Below are 26,399 nucleotides of genomic sequence, written 5' to 3' on the forward strand. Positions count from 1 at the left end.
ACCATTTATGGTCGCAAACAGGGCGACGCAATGGCACAGGGCCGCAAGGCCGAGGCAGGAAGGAGAACATGGAAGACGCGCTCAAGGACATCTATTTCGAACCGCTGCTGCTTCTGGTGGCCGCGGTGCTGGCCGCGCCGCTGTTCAAGCGCCTCGGACTCGGCACCATTCTGGGCTATCTGGCGGCCGGGGTGGTGATCGGGCCGGTGGCGCGGCTGATCTCCGACGGCGAGGCGCTTCTCCACGTGGCCGAGCTCGGCGTCGTCTTCCTGCTGTTCATCATCGGGCTGGAGCTCAACCCGTCGCGCCTGTGGGCGATGCGGCGCGACATCTTCGGGCTGGGGTTCGCACAGGTTGCGGTGACGGGGCCGGTGCTGGCGCTCATCGCCCACGCGGCCTTCGGTTTCTCCTTTCCGGCCGCTATCGTCATCGGCTTCGGCCTTGCCCTCTCCTCCACCGCCTTTGCGGTGCAGACGATGGAAACACAGGGCGCGCTCAACCAGCATCACGGCCAGACCGCCTTTTCCATCCTGCTGTTCCAGGACATTGCGATTGCGCCGCTTCTGGCGCTCGTGCCACTGCTTTCCCCCGGTGGCGAGGGAGCGCAGGCCATCGGCCCCATCCGCTTCTCCGTGGCGCTGGCCTGCGTGGCAGCCCTGGTGATCGCCGGACGCTATCTCATCAATCCGCTGTTCCGAGTGATCGCCAGCACCGGGGCACGCGAGGCGATGATCGCCGCCGCGCTGCTGGTGGTTCTGGGTTCGGCCACACTCATGCAGGTGGCCGGCCTTTCCATGGCGCTCGGTGCTTTCATCGCCGGCGTGCTTCTGGCCGATTCTTCCTTCCGCCATGAGCTTGAAGCCGACATCGAGCCCTTCCGCGGCATCCTGCTGGGGCTGTTCTTCATGGCGGTCGGCCTGTCGCTGAATCTGGACGTGGTGATCGACAACTGGCTTCTCATCCTGCTTGCCGTTCCGGTGCTGATGACGGTCAAGGCGGTGCTTCTCTATTGGCTGTGCCGGATCTTCGGCAGCACCCACAACGATGCGCTGCGCGTTGCGGCGCTGCTGCCGCAGGGCGGCGAGTTCGGCTTCGTCCTGTTCACCGCCGCCGCCGGGGCATTCATCTTCTCGCCCGCCGTCGCCTCGCTGATGACGGCGGTGGTCACGCTGTCCATGGCGGTCACGCCGCTCTCGGTGATGCTCGGCTCGCTGCTTGTGCGGGAGGAGAAGGCGCCGGAGATGGACGAGGACTTCGCCGGCGCGGGGGCCGATGTGCTGATGGTCGGCTTCTCCCGCTTCGGCCAGATCGCGGCGCAGATCCTGCTGGCCGGTGGCCGGGACGCCACCATCATCGACCATTCGGCCGCACGCGTGCAGGCGGTGGCGAAGTTCGGCTTCCGCATCTATTTCGGAGACGGGCGGCGCAAGGAAGTTCTGGAGGCCGCCGGCATCCGGCGCGCCAAGGTGGTGGCCGTGTGCACCAACCAGCGCGCCGTCACCGACGCCATCGTCGACCTCATCCGCGCGGAATTTCCGCATGTGAAGCTCTATGTGCGCTCCTACGACCGGGCGCACGCATTGTCGCTCAGGGCACGCAATGTCGACTACGAGATCCGCGAGACCGTGGAATCGGCACTGCTGTTCGGCCAGAAATCGCTGGAGGCGCTGGGCACCAGCGAGGACATGGCGCGCGCCATCCGCGACGACGTGCGCCGCCGCGACGAGGAGCGGCTGGCAATCCAGGCCGTGGAAGGCATGTCGGCCGGCCTCGACCGCCTGCACGTGCGCCCGGTGACACCCGAACCCCTGATCAAGCCGGCGCGGGAAGGGCGCCAGGTGGGGGGATGGCAAGGAGAAGCAGTGAATAGTGAATAGTGAATAGTGAATAGTGAATAGTGAATAGTGAATAGTGAATAGTGAATAGTGAATAGTGAATAGTGAAGCAGATGTTTTTATTCTGTGCAATCAGATTTTTTCAATACCATATCGTCTACCATTCACTATTCACCATTTGCCATTCACTACTCGCCATTCACCATCCTCGCTTCCACCGCCCGCTTCAGCTCATCCTTGATGGAAGCGGTTTCGGTCATGATGGCCTCGATCTTGAGGAAGTCGAGCACGCGGAACCGCTCGACGGCCGGCCGCAGGAGGATGTCGGGGCGCTTCTTCTGCATCTTCATGGCAATGATCGACTGCATCATGAGTTGGGTGGCGCCAAACATCAGTTCGATGGCGCCGGGCGTCCTTGCCGAACGCACGGTGGGGGCGCCCACGACATCGACGGCGATCAGCACATCCGCCCTGCCCTCCAGAATGTCGAAGGGCACGGGATTGTAGATGCCGCCGTCGATCAGCGTCATGCCGTCGCGCTGAACCGGACGGAAGACGGCAGGCAGGGCCGCCGAGGCGGCAAGGGCGGAACGCAGCTCTCCCTTGTCGAAGACGGCAAGCCGATGGCCGTAGTAGTCGGTCGCCGTCACGAGAAGCGGAATCTTCAGCCCCTCGAAGGTGGAAGGCATTCCGGGAGGCATGAACGCCTTGATGATGCGCTCGGCATCGAACTGGCCGAAGCGCAGGCTGCCCTCGACGATCTCCTGAAAGCTGGCCGGGCGGGCGCGCCAGAGACGGGCGGCCACCTCGGCCCGGCTGGCAAGCACGGCGCGCGCGTGTTCGCGGATCTCCTGCCCCGTCATACCGGCGGCCATGCCGGCACCGATCAGGGCGCCGATCGAGGAGCCGGAAATCGCCACAGGCCGGATGCCCAGCTCGTCCATCGCCTCGATCACATGGATGTGGGCAAGCCCGCGCGCACCACCGCCGCCAAAGGCGATGGCGAAGGTGGGAACATCGCGGCCTTCCCGTTGCCGCGCGCTGGGCGATGTCTTCTTTTCCATGGGACCTCGCAATCAATGTCCGCGCGCTGCGCGATGGCAACCGGCTAGCACGTTTGGCCACGGCGCTCCAGCGCCCGCATGCGCGGGCACGGCGTGGCGCTAATCCAGGCCGCAGAAGGCAAGCGTGGTAGCGGAATAGGCACGGCGCTCATGCAGGCGGATGCCGGCCGGAGGCTCGAACGGCGTGGCGGCCGCCTCCTCCACGACAATCAGCGCGTCCGGTGCAAGCCACCCGCCGGCAAGGGCCGAGGCAATGGCGCCTTCCCCCAGGCCACGCCCGTAAGGCGGATCGGCAAGCACGAGGGAGAATGGAGCCATGGTACCGACCGGACCGAGATGCGTGGCATCGCGGCGGAAGATGCGCGTGGCACCGACAAGGCCGAGCGCTTCCACATTCTCGCGAATGAGGGCGCGGGCAGCAGCGGCCGTCTCCACGAACAGACAGTATTGGGCGCCGCGCGACAATGCCTCGATGCCCAGCGCGCCGCTGCCGGCAAACAGGTCGAGCACGCGCGCGCCCTGCAGGCTGCCGGGATAGGCGTGCTCCAGGATGTTGAACAGCGCCTCGCGCGCCCGGTCCGTGGTGGGCCGCACGGCCTGCGAGCGTGGCGCGGCAAGCCGCCTGCCCCGCAGGCTTCCGCCGACGACGCGCACCGCCCGCTCCTACCGCTTGCCGCGCCCGCGCGGGCGCTTGCCTGTCTGCGGCCTGGCGGGCTTGCTGTCATCCTGCGGCTTTTCCCGCGTCTTGCCAGGCGCAGAGGGGCGGGCGCCGGGCGCCATCCACACATTGGCGGCGCGGCTGCGGCGCGCGGGCCGGGCCGGCGGTCTGGTGTCGAGACGGGCGCGCATTTCCTCGCGGTGGTCCTGCGGGCTCTTCTTCTTTTTCGCCGTCTCCCTGGCGGGCTCGGCCGCCGGCTTGCGCGCCGCCTTCACCGGCTTCTTGGAAAAGGGGTGCACGATGGGCGCTTCGAAATTGGCGCCGGCCTCGGCGATCAGCCGCGGGCCGAGCTGATCGCGCAGGGTGCGGCCCTTGATTTCCTGCACCGCGCCCTCCGGCAGGTCGCCGAGCTGAAAGGGGCCGTAGGAGACGCGGATAAGGCGCGTCACCTCGAGCCCCAGCGCCCCCAGCACCTTTTTCACCTCGCGGTTCTTGCCCTCGCGCAGGCCAAGGGTGAGCCAGGCGTTGGAGCCCTGCTTGCGGTCGAGCGTTGCCTCGATGGCGCCGTAGAAGACGCCGTCGACGGCGATGCCGTGCTCCAGCTGCGCCAGGGCCACGGGATCGACCGCACCGTGGACGCGCACGCGATAGCGCCGCAGCCAACCGGTGGAAGGCAGCTCGAGAATGCGCGCCAGCCCACCATCATTGGTGAGCAGCAGAAGCCCCTCGGTGTTGATGTCGAGGCGGCCGACCGTGACGAGCCTGGGCAGCCCCTCGGGCAGGATGTCGAACACGGTTCTGCGCCCTTCCGGGTCGCGGCTGGTGGTGACGACACCGGCCGGCTTGTGCAACAGGAACAGACGCGTGCGCTCGACCTGCGGAATGGGCGCGCCGTCCACCTCGATGCGGTCGGAAGGCCGCACGTTGAAGGCGGGCGTCTTCAGCGTGCGGCCATTGACCTTCACGCGGCCCGCAGCGACCATGGCCTCGGCCTCGCGGCGCGAGGCAAGACCGGCACGCGCCAGACGCCGGGCGATGCGCTCGCCCCCGGCGTGCCCGTCGGCGCTTGCTGCGTTCTTTCCGATTGTTTTTCTGTTCTTCATGGTGGTCATCGTCTTCTTCGACCGCTACAGCATTTTGCGGGCAAGGGGAACGACTTGCCGCCGCACAAATGCGGCAGAAACAAACCGATGGGGCGGAAGCGCGAAGCAAGGCGCGCGCTCCGCGCTAGGTATCAATTCGCCAAAGAGCTTGCGAGCGAAAAGATTGGACGGCCCACGCAACAGCAACTATCCCGCCTTCATGGACATCGCGCTGGATGAGGCGCGCGCGGCGGCGGCGCGCGGCGAGGTGCCGGTGGGAGCGGTGGTGGTGCGCGACGGCGTGGTGCTGGCACGGGCGGGAAACCGGATGCGCGCGCTTGCCGACCCCACCGCCCACGCCGAAATGCTGGCCATCCGCGCGGCCTGCCGGGAGACGGGGGACGGACGGCTTGTCGGGGCGGATCTCTACGTCACCCTGGAGCCCTGCGCGATGTGCGCCGGCGCCATCTCCTTCGCCCGCATCCGCCGGCTCTACTTCGCGGCGGGGGACGAGAAAGGCGGCGGCGTGGTGCATGGCGGCCGCTTCTTCACCCAGCCCACCTGCCATCACGCGCCAGAGGTCTATGAGGGCATGGGAGAGCGGGAGGCGGCGGCCCTGCTGAAGGCGTTCTTTGCGCAGCGGCGCGCCGAGAACGGCTGAAAAGGCGCTCAGTTCAGCCAGGGAATGAGCCTGCGCAGACCACCGCTCTCCTTGGCGGCAGCGCGCTTGGCGGCGCGTTCCTTCTTCCACTCGTCCTCGCCCAGCTCGCCCACGGGGGCCGACTCGGCCGGCTGGCGATACTCGGTCGGCGGATCGCTGAGATAGCGCCGGCGGGTGGGGTCTCCCTGGGTGGCGAGCTGGCGGCGGCGCAGGAATTCCTGCCGCTGCTCCTCGCGCGTGCGGGAATCGACCGACAAGGCCTGCGGACGCGGCTTGTCGTTGTCGAGGTCGCGGATGATGTTGGGCCGGTACAACGGATTGTCCTGATTGGCCGTCGCCTCGGCGCGCACGCGCGCCAGCCTCTCTTCCGGCGATTCCGGCCAAGCCGGGTTTTCAGGCGTGGCCACGCTTTCCTGAGGCGGCGGCAGAACCTCCGTGGACGGCGGCTTGACGATGCCCGGACGCGGCGAATACTCGATCGGCTCCTTCTTCTCCGGCGCCAGCGACAGGGCGCCGGTCAGGTCGCGCACGAGCTGCTCCTCGCTGGTGACGCCGGTGCCGTAGGTGGTGCCGGAACAGGCGGAAATAAGCATGGCCGAGACGGCGAGCCCGGCGCCGGCTGCCGCCATGCGCCATCTTCCGCCGCCATTGCGCGCGTTTCCGCCAGGATGGGTCACGTTCAAATCTCCTAACGCCTCGGGCTGGCCCGTCGGCGGCCCCAAAACGCCACCTTCTCGCCCGAAAATCCGACGAGATGATGGCGTCCGTTCCTGCCGGCCTTTTAGCGGACAGGACGCGGCGATGCAACGCCCGCGCTCAGGAGGCCGTCAAAGCCTGCCCAGAGCCCGCAGTTCGCGCAGCGCCGCGGCATCGCGCGCCGAGACCTCGGGAAACTCCGGGTCGGAGCCGACATCCTCGGTGTAGCGCCAGGAGCGGGCGCATTTGCGGCCGCGCGCGCGCTCGAAGACCACCGCCACGTCCTTCACGTCCTCCAGCGTGAAGGCGCCGGCGGGCGGAGTCTCGTCGCGGATTTCGATACCGCTGGTGATGCAGATGTCCGCCATCGCCATGTCGTGGCCGGCGACCGCCTCCCGCAGCGCCGGATCGGCGATGTAGACGATGGGCGCCGCCTCCAGCGAGGAGCCGATGGTCTTGTTGCGCCGTTCCACCTCCAGCGCGCCGGTGACGACGCGGCGCACCTGGCGGATCTGGCGCCACTTGCGTGCCAGCGCCTCGTCCAGCCATTCGCCCGGCACCTCCGGGAACTGCTCCAGATGCACTGATTCCGCCTGCGGATAGCGCGCCAGCCACGCCTCCTCCATGGTGAAGGGCAGCATCGGCGCCATCCAGGTGACGAGGCAGTCGAAGAGCTTGCGCACCACCTGGATCGCCGCCTTGCGCCGCGTGCTCGACGGCGCATCGCAGTAGAGCGCGTCCTTTCGCACGTCGAAATAGAAGGCCGAAAGCTCCACCACCATGAAGTCGAGAAGGGCGCGCATAATGCGCTTGAAGTCGAAATTGTCGTAGCCCTTGCGCACCAGCCGGTCGAGCTCGGCCAGCCGATGCAGCATGAGGCGTTCGAGCTCCGGCATGTCCGCGTGCGCCACCTCCTCGCCCTCGTCATGGGCCAGTGTGCCCAGCATCCAGCGGATGGTGTTCCTGAGCTTGCGATAGGCGTCGATGTTGGTCTGCAGGATGTTCTGCCCCAACCGCTGGTCTTCCCAGTAGTCGGTGGTGACGACCCACAAGCGCAGGATGTCGGCGCCGGATTTCTCCATCACGTCCTGGGGGACGACCGTGTTGCCCAGCGACTTGGACATCTTGCGGCCTTCCTCGTCCATGGTGAAGCCATGGGTGATGACCGTCTCGAAGGGCGCCCTGCCCCGCGTGCCGCAGGACTCGAGCAACGAGGAGTGGAACCAGCCGCGGTGCTGGTCCGAACCCTCCAGATAGACATCCGCCGGCCATTTGAGGTCCGGCCGGTCCTCCAGCGTGAAGCTGTGGGTGGAGCCGGAATCGAACCACACGTCGAGGATGTCCATGACCTGCTGCCACCTGGCCGGATCATGATCGCCGCCCAGAAAGCGTTCCTTGGCGCCCTCGGCGAACCAGGCGTCCGCCCCCTCCGTCTCGAAGGCTTCGAGAATGCGGGCGTTGACGGCCTTGTCCTTCAGAACGTTGCCATCCTCGTCGACGAAGACGCAGATCGGAACGCCCCAGGCGCGTTGGCGCGAAAGCACCCAGTCCGGCCGCTCCTCGATCATGGAGCGGAGCCGCGTCTGGCCGCTGGCCGGCACGAAGCGCGTCTCGTCGATGGCCTTCAGGGCGCGGGTGCGCAGCGTGGTGCCGTCGCCGAGGTCCCTGTCCATGGCGATGAACCATTGCGGCGTGTTGCGGAAGATGACCGGCTTCTTGGAGCGCCAGGAATGGGGGTACTGGTGCTTCAGCCGGCCGCGCGCAAAGAGCATGTCCCTTTCGATGAGCGCCCCGATGACCGCCTTGTTGGCATCGCCCTTCCTGCCCTTGTCGTCGATGACGCGCGCCGGGCCGCCCTCCCGGTCGGGGCCGAAGCCCGGGGCATCCTTGGTGAAGAAGCCGGCATCATCCACGGTGAAGGGAATGGCGGTGTCGATGCCGCGGGCCTCCAGCGCGGCCCGCGCCTCCATCCAGACGTCGAAGTCCTCCCGGCCGTGGCCGGGCGCGGTGTGCACGAAGCCGGTGCCGGCCTCGTCGGTCACGTGATCGCCGGGAAGGAGAGGAACGAGGAAATTATAGCCGCCGCCCAGGCCCTTCAGGGGGTGGGCGCAGGTGGTGGCGGAAAGCTCGTCCGCCGTTACATCGCGCAGGCGCTTGAACTGCAGTTTGGCCTTCGCGAAGGATTCCTCGGCCAGCGCGTCCGCGAAGACCAGCTTTTCGCCCGGCCGCGGGCCATAGTCGTTCTCGGCCTGCGTCACCTCATAGAGGCCATAGGCAATGCGCGGCGAGAAGGAGATGGCGCGGTTGCCGGGGATGGTCCAGGGCGTGGTCGTCCAGATGACGACATGCGCCCCCTCAAGGTCCGGTGTGCCTTCCAGGACCGGAAACTTCACCCAGACCGTGTCGCTCTCGTGCTCGTGATATTCCACCTCCGCCTCGGCGAGCGCCGTGCGCTCCACCACCGACCACATCACCGGCTTCGAGCCGCGATAGAGCTGGCCGGACATGGCGAATTTCAGAAGCTCGCCGGCAATGCGCGCCTCGGCGTGATAGGCCATGGTCAGATACGGGTTGTCGAAGTCGCCGACGATGCCGAGGCGCTGGAACTCCTCCGTCTGCACGGCGATCCAGTGCTCGGCATAGGCGCGGCATTCGCGGCGGAACTCGATCATCGCCGCCGGTTCGGAGAGGTCGGGCTTCTCCCTGCCCCTGGCGCGGTAGTTCTCCTCCTCGATCTTCCATTCGATGGGCAGGCCGTGACAGTCCCAGCCCGGCACGTAGTTGGAATCGAAGCCGCGCATCTGGAAGGAGCGGGTGATGACGTCCTTCAAGACCTTGTTGAGCGCGTGGCCGATATGGATGTTGCCATTGGCGTAGGGCGGGCCGTCGTGGAGCACGAAGCGGGGCCGGCCCTTCGACGCCTCGCGCAGGCGCCTGTAGAGGCCCATCTCCCGCCAGCGGGCGGCAAGCTCCGGCTCCTTCCTGGGCAGGCCGGCGCGCATGGGAAAATCCGTCTGCGGCAGGTAGAGGGTCTTGGAGTAGTCCAGCTTTTCGGAGGTGTCGGTCATTGTCTCGCCATGGGGAGTGCCGAAGCGTGAAAGCTTCGGAAATGCCAGTATCGAAAACGGAATTGGCGCCAGAACGCGCGTGCTCCCGGCCCTTGCCGCAACCCCTCAGGCCGCGGGCAAGGCCGGGCCAATAATTCGTATGGCAAACGGTGCCAGACCGGCGCTTGTCATCATGAGCGGGCTTTTAGCGGAGGTGGGCGCGAGAATAAAGAGGCAATTGGGCACGGTGCGGCGCATCGGCCGTCGCGGCCTATGGCTGGAAGGTCAACTCCAGATCCAGCGCCGACAACGGCTTGACGCCGGAAAGCAGCGCCCGCGCCTCCTCCTCGTCGCGCCTCATGCGGGCGACGAGCGCGTCGAGCCCGTCGAACTTTTCCTCGCCACGCAGATGGCCGAAGAAGGAGACGGCGCAGGTCTCGCCATAGAGGTCGCCTTCGAAATCGAACAGGTAGGTCTCGAGCAGCGGCGCGCCGTCCTCGTCCACCGTCGGGCGGCGGCCGAAGCTTGCCACGCCGTCGTACAGCGTGCCGTCGGCGCGGCGGAAGCGCACGGCATAGATGCCGTGAGCCAGCGCGGTGTCGGCCGGAAGCGCCATGTTGGCGGTCGGAAAGCCGAGCTGGCGGCCGAGCTTCTTGCCCTCCTCCACCGTCGCCTCGACCGTGTAGCGATAGCCGAGCAGACCCGCCGCCTCGGCCACCTGGCCCGTGCGGAGAAGGGCGCGGATGCGGCTGGAGGAGACCACCTCGCCGCCCTCGTCGGAAAAGGCGTCGACCACGCTGACGGCGAAGCCGTGGCGCCGGCCGGCCTCGGCGAGCGTGCCGGGCGTGCCGCCACGGTCCTTGCCGTAGTGGAAATCGAAGCCGGTCACGACATGGGCCGCACGCAGCCCGTCCACCAGCACCTCGGCCACGAAGCGCTCGGGCGAGAGCTGGGCGAAGGCGCGGGTGAAGGGCTGCTCCACCACCGCGTCGAAACCAAAAGCGGAGAGCATGCGCGCCTTCACCGGCGGGGGCGTCAGGCGGAAGAGCGGTATGTCGGGCCGGAAGACGCTGCGCGGATGCGGCTCGAAGGTGAGCACCAGGGCGGGAATGCGCCCGCCGGCGACCTCCAGCGCGTGCGAAAGCACCGCCTGATGGCCGCGGTGCACGCCATCGAAATTGCCGATCGCCACCACACCGCCGGCAAGCGCGGCGGGCAAGGTGTCCGCCCCGGCGCAGCGCTGGAACGCCTTCGCCATGGCTAGGCCAGCCGCTCGATGGCGGCCACCGGGCGATGGCCGTGCTTTTCCAGAAAGGCGGCGAGCCGTTCGGGGTCCGACCGGCCGTTGCGGGCATACTCCCCGGCGTGGATTCCCTGCGCCACGTAGAGCACGTCGATTCCCATGCCGGACGCTCCCTTCACGTCCGTCAGGATGCCGTCGCCGATGGCCAGCGCTTCGGCGGGACCGGCCGGCCGGCCGAGAATCTCGCCGCCGGCGGCAAGCGCCGCCTCGTAGATCGGGCGGTGCGGCTTGCCGGCGATCAGCGTGCGCCCGCCCAAAAGGCCATAGTCGCGCGCCAGCGCGCCGGCGCAGTAGATGAACCGGTCGCCGCGCTCCACCACGATGTCGGGATTGGCGCAGATCATGGGCAGGTCGCGCGCGCGCAGGCGCTGGAGAAGCTCCGCATAGTCCTCCGGCGTCTCGGTCTCGTCGTCATGAAGCCCGGTGCAGACGACGCCGGCAGCCTCGAACTCCTCGACCAGTTCCACGTCGAGCCCGTCATAGAGCGCCATGTCGCGATCCGGGCCGATGTGGAAGAGCCGGCGCGGGGCGTTGCGGATGAGCTCCCGCGTCACATCGCCGGAGGTGATGACGCGGTCCCAGGCCGTGTCCGGCACACCGAGATGGCGAAGCTGCGCCTCCACCGGCGGGTGCGGACGCGGCGCGTTGGTGACAAGCACCACCGCCTTGCCGGCGGCGCGCATGCGCGAAAGCGCCTCCACGGCCGGCGGAAAGGCGGCAACGCCGTTGTGCACCACGCCCCACACATCGCACAGGATGAGCTGATAGGGGGCGGCGAGCGCATCGAGACGGTCGATCATCGGCGGCGGCTGTGCCATGGATTCTCCCTTGATGTCGGATCGCAGGGAACGCGGAAAACCGCGCAGGGATTAGCCCATGCCGAGGGATGTGTCACCCGCTTTCGGAAAATGCCGCCAAACCCATTAACCCGCCGTGAACCAGCCGCGCCGATTGCCGCCGCCGTTAAGGATTTCGTTCAGCCTGTTGCCCGCATTCTCGCCTATATTTCTCAAGGCAGGGTGGGCAAACCGATGCTGAGAACATTTCTGAAAGACGAGCGGGGCAACTATGCCACGCTGATGGCGCTGGCGATGGTGCCGATCCTGGGCGCGGTGGCGCTGGCGGTGGACTATACGCAGATGAGCCGCCACCGCCAGGCAACGCTCAACGCGCTGGACGCCACCAACATCGCCACGGCATGGCGCTATCTGGAAGGCGGCAGCAAGGCCGAGCTGACGGCCTATGCCAACGACTTCTTTGCCGCCAATCTGGGGCCGGTGCGGCCGGAGGACACGACGCTCCACATCGTCTTCCCCGAGGAGACGCCCAGCGGCACCACGATCAAGATGAGCGCCGACCTCAAATACGAGCCGATCTTCTATCCCGTCTTTCAGGCGCTGCGCGGCGAGGACAGCGCCGATACCACCTTCCGCCTGAACGCCAGCAACGAGGTGCGCCTCAAGAACACGCTGGAGGTGGCGCTGGTGCTCGACAATTCGGGCTCCATGAACCAGTGGGGCGCGGGCTCCGGCAAAAGGCGCATCGACCTGCTGAAGGCCGCCGCCAAAGAGCTGGTCGATACGCTCTCGGCGCAGGGCGCCAACATGAAGCAGGTGGCCAAGCCGGTGCAGTTCGGGCTCGTGCCCTTTGCCGCCTCGGTGAATGTGGGGCCGCAACACGAGGGCGCGTCCTGGCTCGACATGGACGGCATCTCCCCGATCCATCACGAAAACTTCGACTGGGACACGATGAGCAAGCTGGCCAACGGCCAGAAGCGCGTCGTGAAGGTGGGTGACGTCTACCGCAAGCAGGGGCGGCAATGGCAGGACGAAGAGGGCGAGAAGGTGACGCGCTTCACCCTGTTCGAGGAACTGCGCAAGGTGACGCGTTCGGCACATCTGGCCTATTGGGGGGGCTGTGTGGAAATGCGGCCCGGCATCCACGCCCTCGACGACTCCGTGCCCGACAGGAACGAGCCCGAATCCCTCTTCGTGCCCATGTTCGCGCCCGACGAGTCGGACGTGCCGGGCGGCTGGCGCGGCGCCTACAACGACTGGTGGGCGGACCAGACGGGCGGCAATGCACGCCAACGGCAGGAATACATGCCGAAATACTTCAAGGCGGTTCGCAACCCCTCCGTGCCCGCCGGCAAGGGCCCCAACCTGAGCTGCACCACCAAGCCGATCACGCCGCTGACCGACGTGACGCAGGGCAACGGGCTGAAGGCCATCAAGAACGCCATCGACGGCATGGTGGCCAACGGCGCCACCAACGTGCCCGAAGGGCTTGCCTGGGGCTGGCGGGTGGTGTCCGGCCGGCCGCCCTTCACCGAAGGCCGCCCCGACAACCAGAAGGGCAACGACAAGGTGGTCATCGTTCTGACGGACGGCGCCAACACCTACTACACGCCCGGCTCGCTCGGCGCGACAGACTATGCCGGTAACATGTCGATCTACTCCAACTACGGCTACGCGCGGAACGGGCGCATCTTCGAGAACAGTTCGGTCAACCCGAACAACTATTCCAACAGCAACTACACCGAGGCGATGAACGAGCAGTTCGCCCAGCTCTGCGACAATGCCAAGAAGGGCAAGATCATGGTCATGACCGTGGCGCTGGATCTCAGCAGCTCGAAGAAGGCGGAGCGCGAGCAGATCGAGGCGCTGCGCGCCTGCGCCTCCGAATCCCGCTTCCGCAAGGACGAGAACGGCAAGCCGGCCAAGCTGTTCTGGAACGCCACGGGCGCCGACCTCTCGGAGAAATTCCGCGAGATCGCCGACGAGCTTTCCAACCTGCGTTTCGTGAGCTGAGCGCTTGCCGGCGGGCGCGGCCTTGCCGCTCCCCGCCTTATCGGCTAGGACAGCCGCGCCCGCTTTCGGGCGCGGTTTTCTTGTCTTCTCACGGATGGAACAGGGCATGGCTGGCAAGGCGGACAAGGTGAAGGCACGGCTTCCGCGCGGGCTTGTCGACCGCTTCAGCGAAGACATTCGCGCCGTGGAGGAGATGGTGGGCAAGATCCGCGCCGTCTACGAGCGCTATGGCTTCGACCCTGTGGAGACGCCGATCATCGAATATACGGACGCGCTGGGCAAGTTCCTGCCGGACCAGGACCGGCCCAACGAGGGGGTCTTCTCCTTCCAGGACGACGACGAGCAGTGGCTCTCGCTGCGCTACGACCTCACCGCACCCCTCGCCCGCTTCGTGGCGGAAAATTTCGAGCGCCTGCCCAAGCCCTTCCGCAGCTACCGCGCAGGTTGGGTGTTCCGCAACGAGAAGCCGGGACCGGGGCGCTTCCGCCAGTTCATGCAGGTGGACGCCGATACGGTGGGCGCGCCTTCCGTGGCAGCGGATGCCGAGATGTGCATGATGATGGCGGATGTGATGGAGGCGCTGGGGATCAAGCGCGGGGACTACGTCATCCGCGTGAACAACCGGAAGGTGCTCGATGGCGTTCTGGAGGCCATCGGCCTTGGCGGCGAGGAAAATGCCGGGCGCAGGCTGACCGTGCTGAGGGCGATCGACAAGCTGGACAAGTTCGGGCCGGAGGGGGTGGCGCTGCTGCTTGGCAAGGGCCGCCTCGACGAGAGCGGCGACTTCACGAAGGGTGCGGAGCTGAACGAAAGCGCCATTGCCAAGGTGCTCGCCTATGTCGAGACCGGCGAGATCGAAGCCAATGAAGGCGTCGAGGAACTGAACCAGATCAGAGCGTTGTGTGCCGCCTGCGGCTATGACGAACGGCGTGTGAAGATCGACCCCTCCGTCGTGCGCGGACTGGAGTACTACACCGGCCCCGTCTTCGAGGCGGAGCTCACCTTTCCGGTCACCAACGAGAAGGGCGAGACCGTGCAGTTCGGGTCCGTCGGCGGCGGCGGGCGCTATGACGGGCTCGTCTCGCGCTTCCGCGGCGAGCCGGTGCCGGCCACGGGCTTTTCCATCGGCGTCTCCCGCCTCATGACGGCGCTCAAGAATCTCGGCAAGCTGGATGCGGCGGAGGCCGTGGCGCCCGTCGTCGTGCTGGTCATGGACAAGGATGCGGAAAGCCTCGGCCGCTACCAGCGCATGGTCTCCGCGCTGCGACAGGCCGGCATCCGCGCCGAGATGTATCTGGGCGGCGGCGGCATGAAGGCGCAGATGAAATATGCCGACCGGCGCGGCAGCCCCTGCGTGGTGATCCAGGGTGGGGACGAGCGGGCGAAGGGCGAGGTGCAGATCAAGGACCTTGAGGAAGGCAAGCGCCTTTCCGAGCAGATCGAGGACAATGCGACCTGGCGCGGGGCCCGGCCGGCGCAGTTTTCCGTGCCGGAAGGCGAGCTGGTGGCAGCGGTCGGGCGCGTGTTGGAGGCCCAGAAGCGGGAGCGGGAAGGGTGACGGCTGCCCCCTCCCCGCCCCCCCTTGCCGCCGCCGGGCGCCTTCTGGGAGCCGCGCGCCCATGAGCACGCGCTATCCCGCCTTTGCCGGCGACATTCTCGCCCTCTTCGCCGAACGAGAGGCGGAGCTGACGGACATCGACATCATTCAGCCGGCCGACCCCTTTCTCGACATGGCGGGGGAGGACCTGCGCCGGCGCATCTTCCTGACCGAGAGCGAGACGGGCCGCAGCCTGTGCCTGCGGCCGGAGTTCACCATTCCCGTCTGCCTGGACCACATCGCCCGGCGGGCAGCCACGCCACGCCGCTATGCCTATCTCGGCGAGGTTTTCCGCCAGCACCGGGAAGGCAGCGCGGAATTCTTCCAGGCCGGCATCGAGGACCTGGGAGCGGCGGACCGCTGGCAGGCGGATGCGCGGTCGCTGGCCGATGCGCACGCCATTCTCGCGCGCGTGCTTCCCGGCCGCGCGCTTGCCATAACGCTGGGCGACCAGGCGGTGTTCGAGGCCGTGCTCTCGGCGCTCGGCCTGCCGCGCGGCTGGCAGAAGCGGCTGGCGCGCGCCTTTGGCGCCCCGGCCAAGATCGAGGCGGCGACTGCCGAGTTCACCGCCCCGCAGGGCGGCGCCTCCCTGCCGCGCCCGGTGGCGCGGCTGGTGGCCCAGGGCGAGGAAGAGGCGCTCGTCCGCCACATCGCACAGGAGATGGAAGCGGCGGGCCTCTCCCCCTCGGCGGGGCGCGAGCCGGCCGAGATCGCCCGGCGGCTGATCGAGAAGGCGGAGCTGCGCTCCGTGCGCCTTTCCGAAGACGCGCTCGGCGCCCTGAAGCGCTTTCTTGCCATCCGCGCGCCGCTCGGCGAGGCGGAGGCGCGGCTTGCCGCCTTCGCGCGCGAGGCCGGCCTGTTTCTCGATGAGGCGCTGGAAGGCTTTGCCGCACGCGCAGAACGCATCGCCGGGCACGGCCTGCCGCTTGACGACATCCACTACGATGCCGGCTTCGGCAGACCGCTCGACTACTATACCGGCTTTGTCTTCGAGATCGCCACGCAGGGGCTTTCCGCGCCGCTTGCCGGCGGCGGACGCTACGACCGGCTGTTGACGCTGCTCGGCGCCGACACGCCAATTCCCGGCGTCGGTTTCTCCATCTGGCTCGACCGGGTGGCTGCGCTCAGGGAGGGACGGCCATGAGCGTGACACTGGCCCTGCCCTCCAAGGGGCGGCTGAAGGAGGAAGCGGTGCGCCGGCTGGAGGAGGCGGGCTTTCCGGTGCGCCTGCCGGAGGACGCGCGGCGCTACCGCGCGGCGGTGGATGGCGTGGACGGGCTGGAGATCGCCTTCCTGTCGGCCTCCGAGATCGCCCGCGAGCTCGACCGCGGTGGCATCGACCTCGGCATCACCGGTGAGGATCTGGTGCGCGAGACGATCCCCGACTGGCAGGCGCGCGTCGAAATCGCCGCGCGGTTGGGCTTCGGCCGGGCCGACGTGGTGGTGGCGGTGCCGGAGGTGTGGTTCGATGTGGCAACCATGGCCGACCTCGACGACGTGGCGGCCGAGTTCCGCCAACGCCACGGGCGGCGGCTCAGGATCGCCACGAAGTACTGGCGGCTCACCCAGCAGTTCTTCTCGCAAAAGCACGGCATTCAGGTCTACCGCATCGTGGAGAGCCTCGGCGCCACGGAAGGCGCGCCGGCGGCGGGCTCGGCGGATGTGATCGTGGACATCACCTCCACCGGCTCGACGCTGAAGGCCAACCATCTGAAGGTGCTGGAGGACGGGGTGATCCTGCGCTCCGAAGCCTGCCTGGTGGTGGCACGCAGGAAGCGCGCGGCCGAGGATGAGGCGCTGATCGCCCGCATGGCGGCGGCCATGAGTGCCGGCGGCGGCTGAGGGCGAGCGCCTATTCCTCCACCACTCGCAGGCGCAGCGAGCCGCCGCCAGGCCCGGCGGCGCGGCCTGCTTCGCCCTCGTCCGCCTCGCGGCTCTCCGGCCCACCGAGCTCCAGCGCCTCGATCCTGGCGCCGCGTTTCGTCACCTTGTCGGTGGAGGTGAGGATGAGATCGACATCCTTGCTGGCCGCCTGGAAGTGACTTTGCAGCTTGCGCACGCGATCGTCGAGGCGGCAGACATCCTGCATCAGCTTCACCACCTCGGCCTGGATGAGATGCGCCTGCTCGCGCATGCGGGCATCCTTCAGAACCGCCTGGATGACCTGGATGGACAGCATCAGAAGCGATGGCGAGACGATGACGACGCGGGCGCGATGCGCCTTCTGCACCAGCGCCTCGAAATTCTCGTGAATCTCGGCGAAGATGGATTCGGAGGGCACGAACATGAAGGCGGTGTCCTGCGTTTCGCCGTTGATGAGATATTTTTCCGAAATCGCCCTGATGTGCACCTCGACGTCGCGGCGAAAGGCGGTCTCGGCAGTGCGGCGTGCCTCCGCACCGCCCTCGCCCTCGCTCGCCGCGCGGATGGCGTTCCATGCCTCCAGCGGAAACTTGGCGTCGATGACGAGCGAAGGAGCGCCGTTGGGCATCTTCACCAGGCAGTCGGGCCGGCTGCCGTTGGAAAGGGTGGGCTGAAACTCGTAGGCGCCGTGCGGCAGGCCGTCGGCGATGATCGCCTCCATGCGCGACTGGCCGAAGGCGCCGCGCGTCTGCTTGTCGGACAGGATCTGCTGGAGCTGCACCACCTGGCCGGCCAGCGACTGGATGTTGTTCTGCGCCGTGTCGATGACGGCCAACCGCTCCTGCAGCCTGGCAAGGTTCTCGTGCGTGGCCCTGGTCTGCTCGCTGATCGACTGGCCCAGGCGGCTGCTCATGCCGTCGAGACGCTCCGACAGCGCCTTGGTGAGCTCGGCCTGGCGGGCGCCGAAGACCTCGGCAATGGTGCCCATGCGCCCGGAAAGCTCGGCCTGCGCGCGCGTCAGCTCCGCCATGCGGGCCTCCGCTTCGCGCGCAAGGCGGGCGGCCTCGGCCTGCGCCGCCGCGCGCGCCCTGCCCGCGCGCCACATGACGAAGGCGAGAAGCACAAGCAGCGCCAGCACCAGCGCGCCGGCGGCAATCGCTACATGGCCGAGGGAAAACACCGTCGCGCCGAGACGAGCGACAGGCATGGAAAACAGAGAGGCGGCATCGTTCATGGCCGGCACATTAGACGATTCGCCTCGCCGCCATAAGACCAAAACGTGAACGAAGTGCATGTTCCCACACCGCGCGCGCGGCGCAATACGAAGCGTATTGACGCCTTTCCCGCCAGCCATTACCTGACGGCCATGACGATCCGCCCGCTCATCATTCTTCCAGACCCCGTGCTGCGCCAGGTCTCCAGGCCCGTGGAGCGTGTGGACGATGCCGTGCGCAAGCTGGCCGACGACATGCTGGAGACCATGTATGACGCGCCGGGCATCGGGCTGGCGGCCATCCAGGTGGGCGAGCCCATCCGCATGCTGGTTCTCGACGTGGCCGACAAGGACGAGGCGAAGAACCCGCAGGTCTTCATCAACCCGGAGATCCTCACCCGTTCGCAGGAGACGAACGTGCACGAGGAGGGCTGCCTGTCCATCCCCGACTACTATGCGGAGGTGGAGCGCCCGGCTGGGGTGACGGTGAAGGCCATCGGCCTTGACGGCAAGGAGAAGGTGGTGGAGGCGGACGGCATCCTGGCCACCTGCCTGCAGCACGAGATCGACCATCTGAACGGCGTGCTCTTCATCGACTACCTGTCGAAGCTCAAGCGCGACATGGTGGTGCGCCGCTTCAGGAAGCTTGCCAAGGACCGCCCGCCGCCGGCCCGCATGGTGGGCTGAGCCGGCGCATGTGCCATGCCCCCGGGCTGGCAGGCCGGCACGGCCATCGCCGGTGCGGTGCGCGTTGGCGAGGGCCTTGACCTGCGGCGCGCAAACCCTTTTGAAGCGGGAGCGTGAAGCGCCCGCTTCTCATGTCGAATGCCGGACGGTGCGATGCCTCTACGCCTTGTCTTCATGGGAACGCCGGAATTTTCCGTGCCAACGCTCACGGCGCTCTGCGACGCGGGCCACGAGATTACCGCCGTCTACACCCAGCCGCCGCGCCCGGCCGGGCGGCGCGGCCTTTCCCTCAGGCGCTCTCCCGTCCACGAGGCGGCCGAGGCCGCCGGGCTGCCGGTGCGCACCCCGCAGTCGCTGAAGGGCGAAGACGAGCAGCGCGCCTTCGCCGCACTTCATGCCGATGCCGCGGTGGTGGTCGCCTATGGGCTCCTGCTGCCGCGCGCCGTTCTGGAGGGAACGCGCCTCGGCGCCTATAACGGCCATGCCTCGCTTCTGCCGCGCTGGCGCGGCGCAGCGCCCATTCAGCGCGCCATCATGGCCGGCGACCGGGAGACCGGCATGATGATCATGAAGATGGACGAGGGGCTGGACACGGGCCCCATCGCCATGACCGAAAGGGTGGCCATCGGGCCGGACATGACGGCCGGGGCGCTGCACGACGTGCTCATGCAGGTCGGCGCGCGGCTGATGGTGGCGGCGATGGCACAGCTCGAAGCCGGCCGCCTGACGCTGAAGCCGCAGCCGGCGGAGGGCGCCACCTATGCCAGGAAGATCGGAAAGGAGGAGACACGGGTGGACTGGAGCCGCCCCGCCCAGGCGGTGCACAACCATATCCGCGGTCTCTCCCCCTCCCCCGGTGCGTGGTGCGAGATGCCCATCTCCAGCCACGGCCTGGAACGGGTGAAGCTGTTGCGTTCCACGCTTGCCACGGGCAGCGGCGCGCCGGGCGAGGTCCTGGACGATGGGCTTGCGGTTGCCTGCGGAGAAGGCGCGGTGCGCCTCGTCGAAGTGCAGCGCGCGGGCGGCAAGCCGGTGGCCGCACAGGACTTCCTGCACGGCACGCGGCTCGGCCGGGGGGCGCGCCTGCCATGAGCGCCGGTTCTGCACCCCGCCGTTTCGCAAGGTCCGGCTGAACCATGCCGCGCTTTCGCATCGACGTGGAATATGACGGCGGAGCCTATGCCGGCTGGCAGCGCCAGGCGGGTCAGCACAGCGTTCAGGCGGCCATCGAGACGGCCATCGCCGCCTTCTGCGGCGAGCGGGTGAGCCTGCGCGGGGCCGGGCGCACGGATGCCGGCGTGCACGCACTGGGCCAGGTGGCGCATTTCGACCTTGCCCGCGACTGGAAGGCGGAGACGGTGCGCAACGCGCTGAACGCGCATCTGGCGCAGGCCGGCGAAACGGTCTCCATCCTGCAGGCAGCGGTCGTGGCCGACGATTTCGATGCCCGCTTCTCCGCCACGGCAAGGCACTATCTCTACCGCATCCTCAACCGCCGGGCGCCGCCGGCGCTTGCGCGCGGCCGGGTCTGGCATGTGCCAAAAAGGCTCGATGCCGGGGCGATGCACGCCGCCGCGCAGCGGCTCACCGGCCGGCACGACTTCACCACCTTCCGATCCGTGCAGTGCCAGGCAAAGAGCCCGGTCAAGACGCTCGACCGACTGGACGTGACGCGATGCGGCGATGAGATCGAAATCCGCGCCTCTGCCCGCTCCTTCCTGCACAATCAGGTGCGCTCGCTGGTCGGCACGCTGAAGAAGGTGGGCGAAGGCGCGTGGGACGCCGAGAACGTGACGGCCGCGCTCGAAGCCCGCGACCGCGCCGCCTGCGGCCCCGTCGCACCGGCACACGGGCTTTATCTCGTGCGGGTGGACTACTAGACCGGTCCATCTATTTGTTTTGCCGCATTTGTGCGACGCCAGATGATTCCATCTGGCTGCAAGTTCTCCGGGGGTCAGGCTCTAGAAAGTGAGGCCCAGCAGCGCCTGCAGGGCGAAGAGCGTGGCGATGGATGCCACCAGCATGGCGAAGAAGACCGCCGAGCCCATGGCCGGCCCGCGGGCGATCACGGCCACGGTGAGCTGCCAGGACAGCACCAGGGTGACCAGGAAGAGAAGCAGCGACAGGAGGATGGTGGCATCCATCGCCTGCGGCAGGAACAGCCGCAGCAGGGCGGGCGGCAGCATGAGCCAGGCGAACAGCGCCGAGGCCCAGTTGCTGGCCACCACATAGTGCACGAAACGATCTGCGATGCCCATCGGCCGGGCCGCCACCGCCAGCATGACAAGCGGCAGGACCCAAGCACCCATATCGGCGAAGAAGAGGCGCACGAGCAGCGAGAAGCGGGTGGCCACATCCATCATCCCCGCCACTTCGTTGGCAATACCCACCCAGCCGACGACCAGCGGCGGCAGCGCAACGACGATGGCGAAGAAGGAGTTCCAGAAGCCGTCGGCGGAAAAGTCGAGCAGCTTCAGCCCGTCGGGCCGGCCCAGCATGAGGCGCGCCACGCCGGTCAGATATTGCTGTATCTCCTGTCCCGACGGCATCAGGCGAACCAGTCCTCGAGAAACCGCAGATAGATCCGCGTCAGCGCCTCCAGTGCCGCAAGGGGCACGCGCTCGTCGACCATGTGCATGGTCTGCCCCACGAGGCCGAGTTCCACCACCGGGCAGTAGTCCTTGATGAAGCGGGCATCCGAGGTGCCGCCGGTGGTGGAAAGCTCCGGCCTTCTGCCCGTCACCGCGGCGACCGAGGCCGACAGCGTGCCCACCAGTTGCCGGTCTCGGGTGAGAAACACCGGGCTCGGCCGATCGCGCCATTCGACCTCGAAGGCGATGGGCGCGGCATGGCCGGGGCGCAGGCGGGCCTCCCGGCTTGCCCGTTCGAGCCGGCGGCCGATCTCTGCCTTCAGCGACTCGACGCTCCACAGCTCGTTGAAGCGCAGGTTGAAGGAGGCGACGGCGCGCGCCGGGATGACGTTGACGGCCGGATTGCCGACGTCGATGGAGGTGATTTCCAGATTGGTGGGCGGAAAATCGTCGGTGCCCGCATCGAAGGGCACGGAAAGCAGCGCCTCGGCCAGCGTGAGGAGCCCGCGCACCGGGTTGTCGGCCAGATGCGGATAGGCCACGTGACCCTGCCGGCCAATGACCGTCAGCGTGCCGGAAAGAGAGCCGCGCCGGCCGATCTTCAGCGTGTCGCCCAGCGTCTCGCGGCAGGTGGGTTCACCGACGATGGCGGCATCCCAGCGCTCGCCGCGTGCCGCCGCCCATTCCAGCAGCTTGACCGTGCCGTTGACGGCGGGGCCTTCCTCGTCACCGGTGATCAGGAAGGAGACGGAGCCCGGGGGCGGGCCGTTGCGCTCCACATAGCGCGCCAGCGCGGCGAGGAAGCAGGCAATGCCCCCCTTCATGTCCACCGCACCGCGGCCGAACATCTCGCCGCCGTCGATGCGGGCGGCGAAGGGCGGGTGACGCCAGGCCGATTCGTCTCCCGGCGGCACGACATCGGTGTGGCCTGCGAACATGAGATGCGGACGGCCCGTGCCCAGCCGGGCGTAGAGATTGTTCACCTCCGGGGTGCCCTTCTCGGCGAAGGCCACCTGCTCGCACACCGCTCCGAGCGGCGCCAGCATCGCCTGCAGCGCATCGAGCGCGCCGCCATCGGCCGGGGTCACGGACGGGCAGCGGATGAGGGCGGCAAGATTGGCTACTGGGTCGCTCGGCAGTGTCATGGTCAGAGGGATAGTCGAAGCGCGCGCCCATGTCATCCGGCAAGGCGCGCCCTACCGCGGCGCGTTGGTGCGCTGGCCATAGGCGTTGGGGCCCTTGTCGCCAGGATAGAAGCAGAAGACGAGGAAGGCCAGGATCGACACGACCGGGATGAACAGAAGCACGGCGAAGACGCCCGGCTTGCCGAAATCGTGCAACCGCTTGACCCCCAGCGCCACATTGGACCACACGGAAAGGAAGAAGATGGCCCAGAAGAGCACCGCCCAGATCTGGCTGGCGCCGCTTTCCTGCGGGGCCAGGGTGAAGCGGTAGAGCGCAAAAGCCTGGAAAACGGCCAGCAGCAGGCCGGCCAGGAAATAGGCCATGCGGCTTAACCGGCCGGAAAAGCCGAAGAAGAGCCACCTCAGCTGATCGCCGCTCACGCCGGCCTCCCCTCAGTCGCGCAGAAGCTCGTTGATGGAGGTCTTGGCGCGCGTCTTCTCGTCCACCCGCTTGACGATGACGGCGCAATAGAGGCCGGGTCCGGGCTCGCCATTGCCCATGGGCTTGCCCGGCATGGTGCCCGCCACCACCACCGAATAGGGCGGCACCTCGCCATAGAAGATCTCGCCGGTGGCGCGGTCCACGATTCTGGTCGACTTGCCGATATAGACACCCATGCCGAGCACCGAGCCCTCGCGCACGATGCAGCCTTCGACGACCTCCGAGCGGGCGCCAATGAAGCAGTGATCCTCGATGATGGTGGGGCCGGCCTGCATGGGCTCCAGCACGCCGCCGATGCCCACGCCGCCGGACAGATGCACGTTCTCGCCGATCTGCGCGCAGGAGCCGACGGTGGCCCAGGTGTCGACCATGGTGCCCTTGCCCACATAGGCGCCGAGATTGACGAAGGAAGGCATGAGCACCACGCCCGGCGCGATATAGGCGGAGTGGCGCACCACGCAGTTGGGTACGGCGCGGAAGCCCGCACGCTCGAACTCGTTGGCGCTCCAGCCGTCGAACTTGGAAGGCACCTTGTCCCACCACACGGCTTCGCCAGGCCCGCCGCTGACGATCTGCATGGGGTTGAGCCGGAAGGACAGCAGGACGGCCTTCTTCAGCCACTGATTGACATGCCACGTGCCGTCCGCGCCGCGCTCGGCGACGCGCACCCTGCCGCTGTCGAGCAGGCGCAGCGCCTCCTCCACCGCCTCGCGCACCTCGCCGCGCGTTTCCGCCGAAATGGCGTCGCGTTCCTCGAAAGCCTTTTCCACCGTCTTTTCCAGCGCGGCGATATCCGGGTTCATCATCGACAGTTGCTCCGCTACACGGGCTGTTAAGAGCGCGTCCTTAGGTTAAACAAGGGCCGATAGAGGGCCGGCGCGGACCCTATGCGAAGCGCCGGAGGGGGTCAATCGCGGCGTGCGCGGCAAGGGGCCGCGCGAGAGACGGGACAGAAACGAATGAAGCCGAGCGAAACAAGTGGCTGGACACCGCTGCCACACTCCGACGAAGACCTGAAGCGCGCGCGCAGCGTGCCGGATACGCCGCAGACCCGATCCGACACCTACCGGCTGGCCTGGGACGACGAAAACTTCATGACACGCCGGGCGCTGAGGCCGGTGCGCCTGCAGCTCGAACTGCTGAAGACGGAAATGGCGCTGAGCGAACGTGGCATCCGCTCCACCGTCATCCTGTTCGGGGGCGCCCGCATTCCCGAGCCCGGCGGCGAAGCCTGGGCGGCCAAGAACGCGGTGCAGAAGAAGAATCTGGAGGCCAACAGCCGCTACTATGACGAAGCGCGCAAGTTCGCGCGGCTGTGTTCCGAGCAGTCGGCCAAGTCCAACTACCGCGAATATGTGGTCGTCACCGGCGGCGGCCCCGGCGTCATGGAGGCGGGCAACCGGGGAGCGGCCGATTGCGGCGCGCCCTCGATCGGCCTCAACATCGTGCTGCCGCACGAGCAGGCGCCCAACCTCTATGTGACGCCCGAATTGTGCTTCAATTTCCACTACTTCGCCATCCGCAAGATGCATTTCATGATGCGGGCGAAGGCGGTGGCGGTGTTCCCCGGCGGCTTCGGCACGATGGACGAGCTCTTCGAAGCGCTTACGCTCATCCAGACCGGGCGCATGGAGCGCGTGCCGATCCTCATGTTCGGCAAGGAGTTCTGGCGCCGCGCGATCAACCTGTCCTTCCTGGCCGAACAGGGAACCATCTCCCCCGGAGACGAGGAACTCATCACCTTCACCGACACGGCCGAGGATGCGTGGGCGCAGATTGCCGCCTTCTACAAGCTGTGAGGCGGCGGGAACATGCACGGCGCGCAAAGCGTTGCCCAAGGGGAAGGAAGACCGACATGCCGAGAAGCGTTCCCGACGACGAGATGATGGAGAATCAGCAGGCGCTGGACCTCGGCCATCCCACGCACGCCACCGAGGAGGCCATACGCCACGCGCTGCAGAAGGAGCGCGAACGGCAGGAGGCGCTGGAGCGGGCTGCCTATCCGCCCGGCCGCAGGACGCGCCGCCCTACCCCGCCACGAGCGCCGTGAGAAAGGCGGTCAGATCGTCGGTCACGTAATCCACGTGGTCCTTCTCCTCCCTGTCGGCCTCCCAGATGTCGGCGAAATCGGGTTCAAAGTTCCTCGGCACGACGAGAACCGTCGTCATGCCGAGCGCCTTGGGCACGCGCAGATTGCGCGCCAGATCCTCGAACATCACGGCGCTGGGCCCCGCCACGGCGTGCAGGTCGAGAAAGAGGTCGTAGGTGCCGGCCGCCGGCTTGGGCGTCAGCCGGGCGGCGACGATGTCGAAGATGTCCTCGAAATGATCCAGGATGCCGAGCTGGCGCGCCGCCCGCTCGGCGTGACTGCGGCTGCCATTGGTGAAGATGAACTTGCGCCCCGGCAATGCGCGAATGGCCTCGCCCAGCGCCGGATCGGGATCGAGCCATCCATAGTCGATGTCGTGCACCTTCTGCAGGAAATCGTCGGGGTCCACGCGGTAGCGCTCCATCAGGCCCTTCAGCGTGGTGCCATAGGCGCGGTAGAGCTCCTTCTGCACCTTGCGGGCTTCCTCTCGCGGCAGGCCGAGGAGCTGCGACACATACTCCGTCATCCGCACGTCGATTTGCGAGAACAGGTTGCTGTGATGGGGATAGAGCGTGTTGTCGAGGTCGAAAACCCACTCGGTCACATGGGCGAATCGGTGCGGATCGGGGCGGTTTGTCATGAAGACCTTATGACAGATTTTCACCCGTTCATTCAATTTTTAGCAGTCCGTACAAGGAAGGTGAAAACGGCTTTTGAGAATAACAATCCAGACCATCCGGGAGATCGCCATTGAAGGAAGTCCTTGTCCACGCCGCGCGCGTCACCTTCTTTTCCATCCTCGCTTCGCTGGTCATCTGCTGGACGCTGCTGTCCGCGATGGGCATGGCGATGGACGGGCTTGCCGTTACGCTTTCCATCGTCTGCCCCACCCTGGTGGCCTTTCCCGCCAGCGCCTACAGCTTTGACCAGAAGCGCAAGATCGCCGCCGCTCATGCGGCGCTGACACAGGCGCACTGCGAGCTGGCGACGATGCACGAAAAGCTGGCCGAACGCGCCCGCCGGGACGACCTGACCGGACTTCTCAACCGCAGCGCCTTCATCGCCGCTGTGGAGGAAAGGCTGCAAAAGAATGCGAAAGGCGCCCTGCTTCTGCTGGACGCCGACAACTTCAAGCGCATCAACGACACCTATGGCCATCTCGAAGGCGACGAGGCGCTGCGCATCATCGCACGGGCGCTGGCCGGCGCGGTGCGCCGGTCGGATGTGAAGGGGCGTCTGGGTGGCGAGGAGTTCGGCATCTTCCTGGCCGGCGCCGATCTCGACCAGGCTTTCGGCGTTGCCGAGCGCGTGCGCCAGGCGGTGGAGGAGGCCGTCTTCCGTCCCAGCGGCTATCCGCCCGTGCGGCTGACGGTCAGCATCGGCGTGGCGGCCGAAAACGGCGAGACCAGCTTCTCCCGGCTGATGGGCACGGCCGACAAGCGGCTCTACGAGGCCAAACGGCGTGGCCGCAACGTCGTGGTGACGGGCGGAGCCAGCGGCCAGGCCGCTGCCTGAGACCGCCGGCGGTGTTGCACGCCGGCGCGGCGGCGGCTAGGTCTGCGCACGCCTTCTTCTTC

General features: G+C 67.4%; 25 protein-coding genes. 12 read left to right on the forward strand and 13 right to left on the reverse strand.

Features of this window, described 5'->3' with window-relative positions; translation table 11 throughout:
* The first annotated feature begins 68 nt into the window (after nucleotides 1-68).
* On the forward strand, nucleotides 69-1,877 hold the full coding sequence (locus tag NYR58_RS15535; RefSeq protein ID WP_261522032.1) for a monovalent cation:proton antiporter-2 (CPA2) family protein: 1,809 nt from the start codon (nucleotides 69-71) through the stop codon (nucleotides 1,875-1,877).
* A gap of 146 nt (nucleotides 1,878-2,023) precedes the next feature.
* Here NYR58_RS15535 and NYR58_RS15540 read toward each other — a convergent pair whose 3' ends face one another.
* The 3 genes from NYR58_RS15540 to NYR58_RS15550 form a co-directional block, all read right to left on the reverse strand.
* Nucleotides 2,024-2,899, reverse strand: a complete 876-nt coding sequence (locus NYR58_RS15540) for a patatin-like phospholipase family protein (protein ID WP_261522033.1) — start codon at nucleotides 2,897-2,899, stop codon at nucleotides 2,024-2,026.
* Between the two features lie 99 nt (nucleotides 2,900-2,998).
* Nucleotides 2,999-3,553 carry a 16S rRNA (guanine(966)-N(2))-methyltransferase RsmD gene (gene rsmD, locus NYR58_RS15545; protein WP_261522034.1) on the reverse strand — a complete coding sequence of 185 codons (555 nt, stop codon included), beginning with the start codon at nucleotides 3,551-3,553 and terminating at the stop codon, nucleotides 2,999-3,001.
* 9 nt (nucleotides 3,554-3,562) lie between these two features.
* Nucleotides 3,563-4,669 carry a pseudouridine synthase gene (locus NYR58_RS15550; protein WP_390880970.1) on the reverse strand — a complete coding sequence of 369 codons (1,107 nt, stop codon included), beginning with the start codon at nucleotides 4,667-4,669 and terminating at the stop codon, nucleotides 3,563-3,565.
* Between the two features lie 190 nt (nucleotides 4,670-4,859).
* Between NYR58_RS15550 and NYR58_RS15555 the strand changes: the two genes are divergently transcribed.
* A complete protein-coding gene (locus tag NYR58_RS15555) occupies nucleotides 4,860-5,300 on the forward strand; it encodes a nucleoside deaminase (protein WP_261522087.1) in 441 nt (146 codons plus the stop codon).
* An 8-nt stretch (nucleotides 5,301-5,308) separates the two neighbouring features.
* On the opposite strand, the gene NYR58_RS15560 is transcribed toward NYR58_RS15555, so the two are convergent.
* The 4 genes from NYR58_RS15560 to NYR58_RS15575 all read right to left on the reverse strand — a co-directional run bounded on the left by NYR58_RS15560 (nucleotide 5,309) and on the right by NYR58_RS15575 (nucleotide 11,164).
* Nucleotides 5,309-5,929 (reverse strand): hypothetical protein, encoded by a 621-nt coding sequence (locus NYR58_RS15560; protein WP_261522035.1) that lies wholly within the window; start codon nucleotides 5,927-5,929, stop codon nucleotides 5,309-5,311.
* A 198-nt stretch (nucleotides 5,930-6,127) separates the two neighbouring features.
* Nucleotides 6,128-9,064 carry an isoleucine--tRNA ligase gene (gene ileS / locus NYR58_RS15565; RefSeq protein WP_261522036.1) on the reverse strand — a complete coding sequence of 979 codons (2,937 nt, stop codon included), beginning with the start codon at nucleotides 9,062-9,064 and terminating at the stop codon, nucleotides 6,128-6,130.
* A 250-nt stretch (nucleotides 9,065-9,314) separates the two neighbouring features.
* The gene (locus tag NYR58_RS15570; RefSeq protein WP_261522037.1) at nucleotides 9,315-10,301 is read right to left on the reverse strand and encodes a bifunctional riboflavin kinase/FAD synthetase; all 987 of its coding nucleotides are present in this window, start codon (nucleotides 10,299-10,301) and stop codon (nucleotides 9,315-9,317) included.
* 2 nt (nucleotides 10,302-10,303) lie between these two features.
* The gene (locus NYR58_RS15575) at nucleotides 10,304-11,164 is read right to left on the reverse strand and encodes a TIGR01459 family HAD-type hydrolase (RefSeq protein WP_378074633.1); all 861 of its coding nucleotides are present in this window, start codon (nucleotides 11,162-11,164) and stop codon (nucleotides 10,304-10,306) included.
* A 213-nt stretch (nucleotides 11,165-11,377) separates the two neighbouring features.
* Between NYR58_RS15575 and NYR58_RS15580 the strand changes: the two genes are divergently transcribed.
* The 4 genes from NYR58_RS15580 to hisG all read left to right on the forward strand — a co-directional run bounded on the left by NYR58_RS15580 (nucleotide 11,378) and on the right by hisG (nucleotide 16,595).
* Nucleotides 11,378-13,156: a pilus assembly protein gene (locus tag NYR58_RS15580; RefSeq protein WP_261522038.1), complete on the forward strand. Its 1,779-nt coding sequence runs from the start codon at nucleotides 11,378-11,380 to the stop codon at nucleotides 13,154-13,156.
* 106 nt (nucleotides 13,157-13,262) lie between these two features.
* On the forward strand, nucleotides 13,263-14,714 hold the full coding sequence (gene hisS, locus NYR58_RS15585) for a histidine--tRNA ligase (protein WP_261522039.1): 1,452 nt from the start codon (nucleotides 13,263-13,265) through the stop codon (nucleotides 14,712-14,714).
* Between the two features lie 61 nt (nucleotides 14,715-14,775).
* A complete protein-coding gene (locus NYR58_RS15590) occupies nucleotides 14,776-15,897 on the forward strand; it encodes an ATP phosphoribosyltransferase regulatory subunit (protein ID WP_261522040.1) in 1,122 nt (373 codons plus the stop codon).
* The gene (gene hisG, locus NYR58_RS15595) at nucleotides 15,894-16,595 is read left to right on the forward strand and encodes an ATP phosphoribosyltransferase (RefSeq protein ID WP_261522041.1); all 702 of its coding nucleotides are present in this window, start codon (nucleotides 15,894-15,896) and stop codon (nucleotides 16,593-16,595) included. The genes NYR58_RS15590 and hisG overlap by 4 nt, the downstream gene beginning before the upstream one ends.
* Nucleotides 16,596-16,605: 10 nt before the next feature.
* Here the strand turns inward: hisG and NYR58_RS15600 are convergent, their stop codons facing one another.
* On the reverse strand, nucleotides 16,606-17,850 hold the full coding sequence (locus NYR58_RS15600; protein ID WP_261522042.1) for a DNA recombination protein RmuC: 1,245 nt from the start codon (nucleotides 17,848-17,850) through the stop codon (nucleotides 16,606-16,608).
* A gap of 132 nt (nucleotides 17,851-17,982) precedes the next feature.
* Between NYR58_RS15600 and def the strand changes: the two genes are divergently transcribed.
* The 3 genes from def (at nucleotide 17,983) to truA (ending at nucleotide 20,396) form a co-directional block, all read left to right on the forward strand.
* Nucleotides 17,983-18,516, forward strand: a complete 534-nt coding sequence (def, locus tag NYR58_RS15605; protein WP_261522089.1) for a peptide deformylase — start codon at nucleotides 17,983-17,985, stop codon at nucleotides 18,514-18,516.
* Between the two features lie 153 nt (nucleotides 18,517-18,669).
* The gene (gene fmt / locus NYR58_RS15610) at nucleotides 18,670-19,608 is read left to right on the forward strand and encodes a methionyl-tRNA formyltransferase (RefSeq protein ID WP_261522043.1); all 939 of its coding nucleotides are present in this window, start codon (nucleotides 18,670-18,672) and stop codon (nucleotides 19,606-19,608) included.
* Between the two features lie 44 nt (nucleotides 19,609-19,652).
* Nucleotides 19,653-20,396 carry a tRNA pseudouridine(38-40) synthase TruA gene (gene truA, locus NYR58_RS15615; protein ID WP_261522044.1) on the forward strand — a complete coding sequence of 248 codons (744 nt, stop codon included), beginning with the start codon at nucleotides 19,653-19,655 and terminating at the stop codon, nucleotides 20,394-20,396.
* Between the two features lie 81 nt (nucleotides 20,397-20,477).
* On the opposite strand, the gene NYR58_RS15620 is transcribed toward truA, so the two are convergent.
* The 4 genes from NYR58_RS15620 to dapD are packed head-to-tail and all read right to left on the reverse strand — an operon-like array spanning nucleotide 20,478 to nucleotide 23,539.
* Nucleotides 20,478-21,065 carry a transporter gene (locus NYR58_RS15620; RefSeq protein WP_261522045.1) on the reverse strand — a complete coding sequence of 196 codons (588 nt, stop codon included), beginning with the start codon at nucleotides 21,063-21,065 and terminating at the stop codon, nucleotides 20,478-20,480.
* Nucleotides 21,065-22,252, reverse strand: coding sequence for a succinyl-diaminopimelate desuccinylase (gene dapE, locus NYR58_RS15625; RefSeq protein WP_261522046.1), 1,188 nt, complete (start codon nucleotides 22,250-22,252; stop codon nucleotides 21,065-21,067). Before dapE ends, NYR58_RS15620 begins: the two co-directional genes overlap by 1 nt.
* 51 nt (nucleotides 22,253-22,303) lie before the next feature.
* Nucleotides 22,304-22,672: a DUF805 domain-containing protein gene (locus NYR58_RS15630; RefSeq protein WP_261522047.1), complete on the reverse strand. Its 369-nt coding sequence runs from the start codon at nucleotides 22,670-22,672 to the stop codon at nucleotides 22,304-22,306.
* Between the two features lie 12 nt (nucleotides 22,673-22,684).
* Nucleotides 22,685-23,539, reverse strand: coding sequence for a 2,3,4,5-tetrahydropyridine-2,6-dicarboxylate N-succinyltransferase (gene dapD / locus NYR58_RS15635; protein WP_261522048.1), 855 nt, complete (start codon nucleotides 23,537-23,539; stop codon nucleotides 22,685-22,687).
* A 153-nt stretch (nucleotides 23,540-23,692) separates the two neighbouring features.
* On the opposite strand from dapD, the gene NYR58_RS15640 reads away from it, so the two are divergent.
* Together NYR58_RS15640 and NYR58_RS15645 are read left to right on the forward strand one after the other, a co-directional pair.
* Nucleotides 23,693-24,532 (forward strand): LOG family protein, encoded by an 840-nt coding sequence (locus NYR58_RS15640; protein WP_261522049.1) that lies wholly within the window; start codon nucleotides 23,693-23,695, stop codon nucleotides 24,530-24,532.
* 56 nt (nucleotides 24,533-24,588) lie between these two features.
* Nucleotides 24,589-24,783 (forward strand): hypothetical protein, encoded by a 195-nt coding sequence (locus NYR58_RS15645; protein ID WP_261522050.1) that lies wholly within the window; start codon nucleotides 24,589-24,591, stop codon nucleotides 24,781-24,783.
* Here NYR58_RS15645 and NYR58_RS15650 read toward each other — a convergent pair.
* Nucleotides 24,761-25,462 carry a pyrimidine 5'-nucleotidase gene (locus NYR58_RS15650; protein ID WP_261522051.1) on the reverse strand — a complete coding sequence of 234 codons (702 nt, stop codon included), beginning with the start codon at nucleotides 25,460-25,462 and terminating at the stop codon, nucleotides 24,761-24,763. The genes NYR58_RS15645 and NYR58_RS15650 overlap by 23 nt on opposite strands.
* A 110-nt stretch (nucleotides 25,463-25,572) precedes the next feature.
* Between NYR58_RS15650 and NYR58_RS15655 the strand changes: the two genes are divergently transcribed.
* Nucleotides 25,573-26,337, forward strand: a complete 765-nt coding sequence (locus NYR58_RS15655) for a GGDEF domain-containing protein (RefSeq protein WP_261522052.1) — start codon at nucleotides 25,573-25,575, stop codon at nucleotides 26,335-26,337.
* The last annotated feature ends 62 nt before the right edge of the window (nucleotides 26,338-26,399 follow it).

The sequence above is a fragment of the Chelativorans intermedius genome, from assembly GCF_025398255.1.
GTDB lineage: Bacteria > Pseudomonadota > Alphaproteobacteria > Rhizobiales > Rhizobiaceae > Chelativorans > Chelativorans intermedius.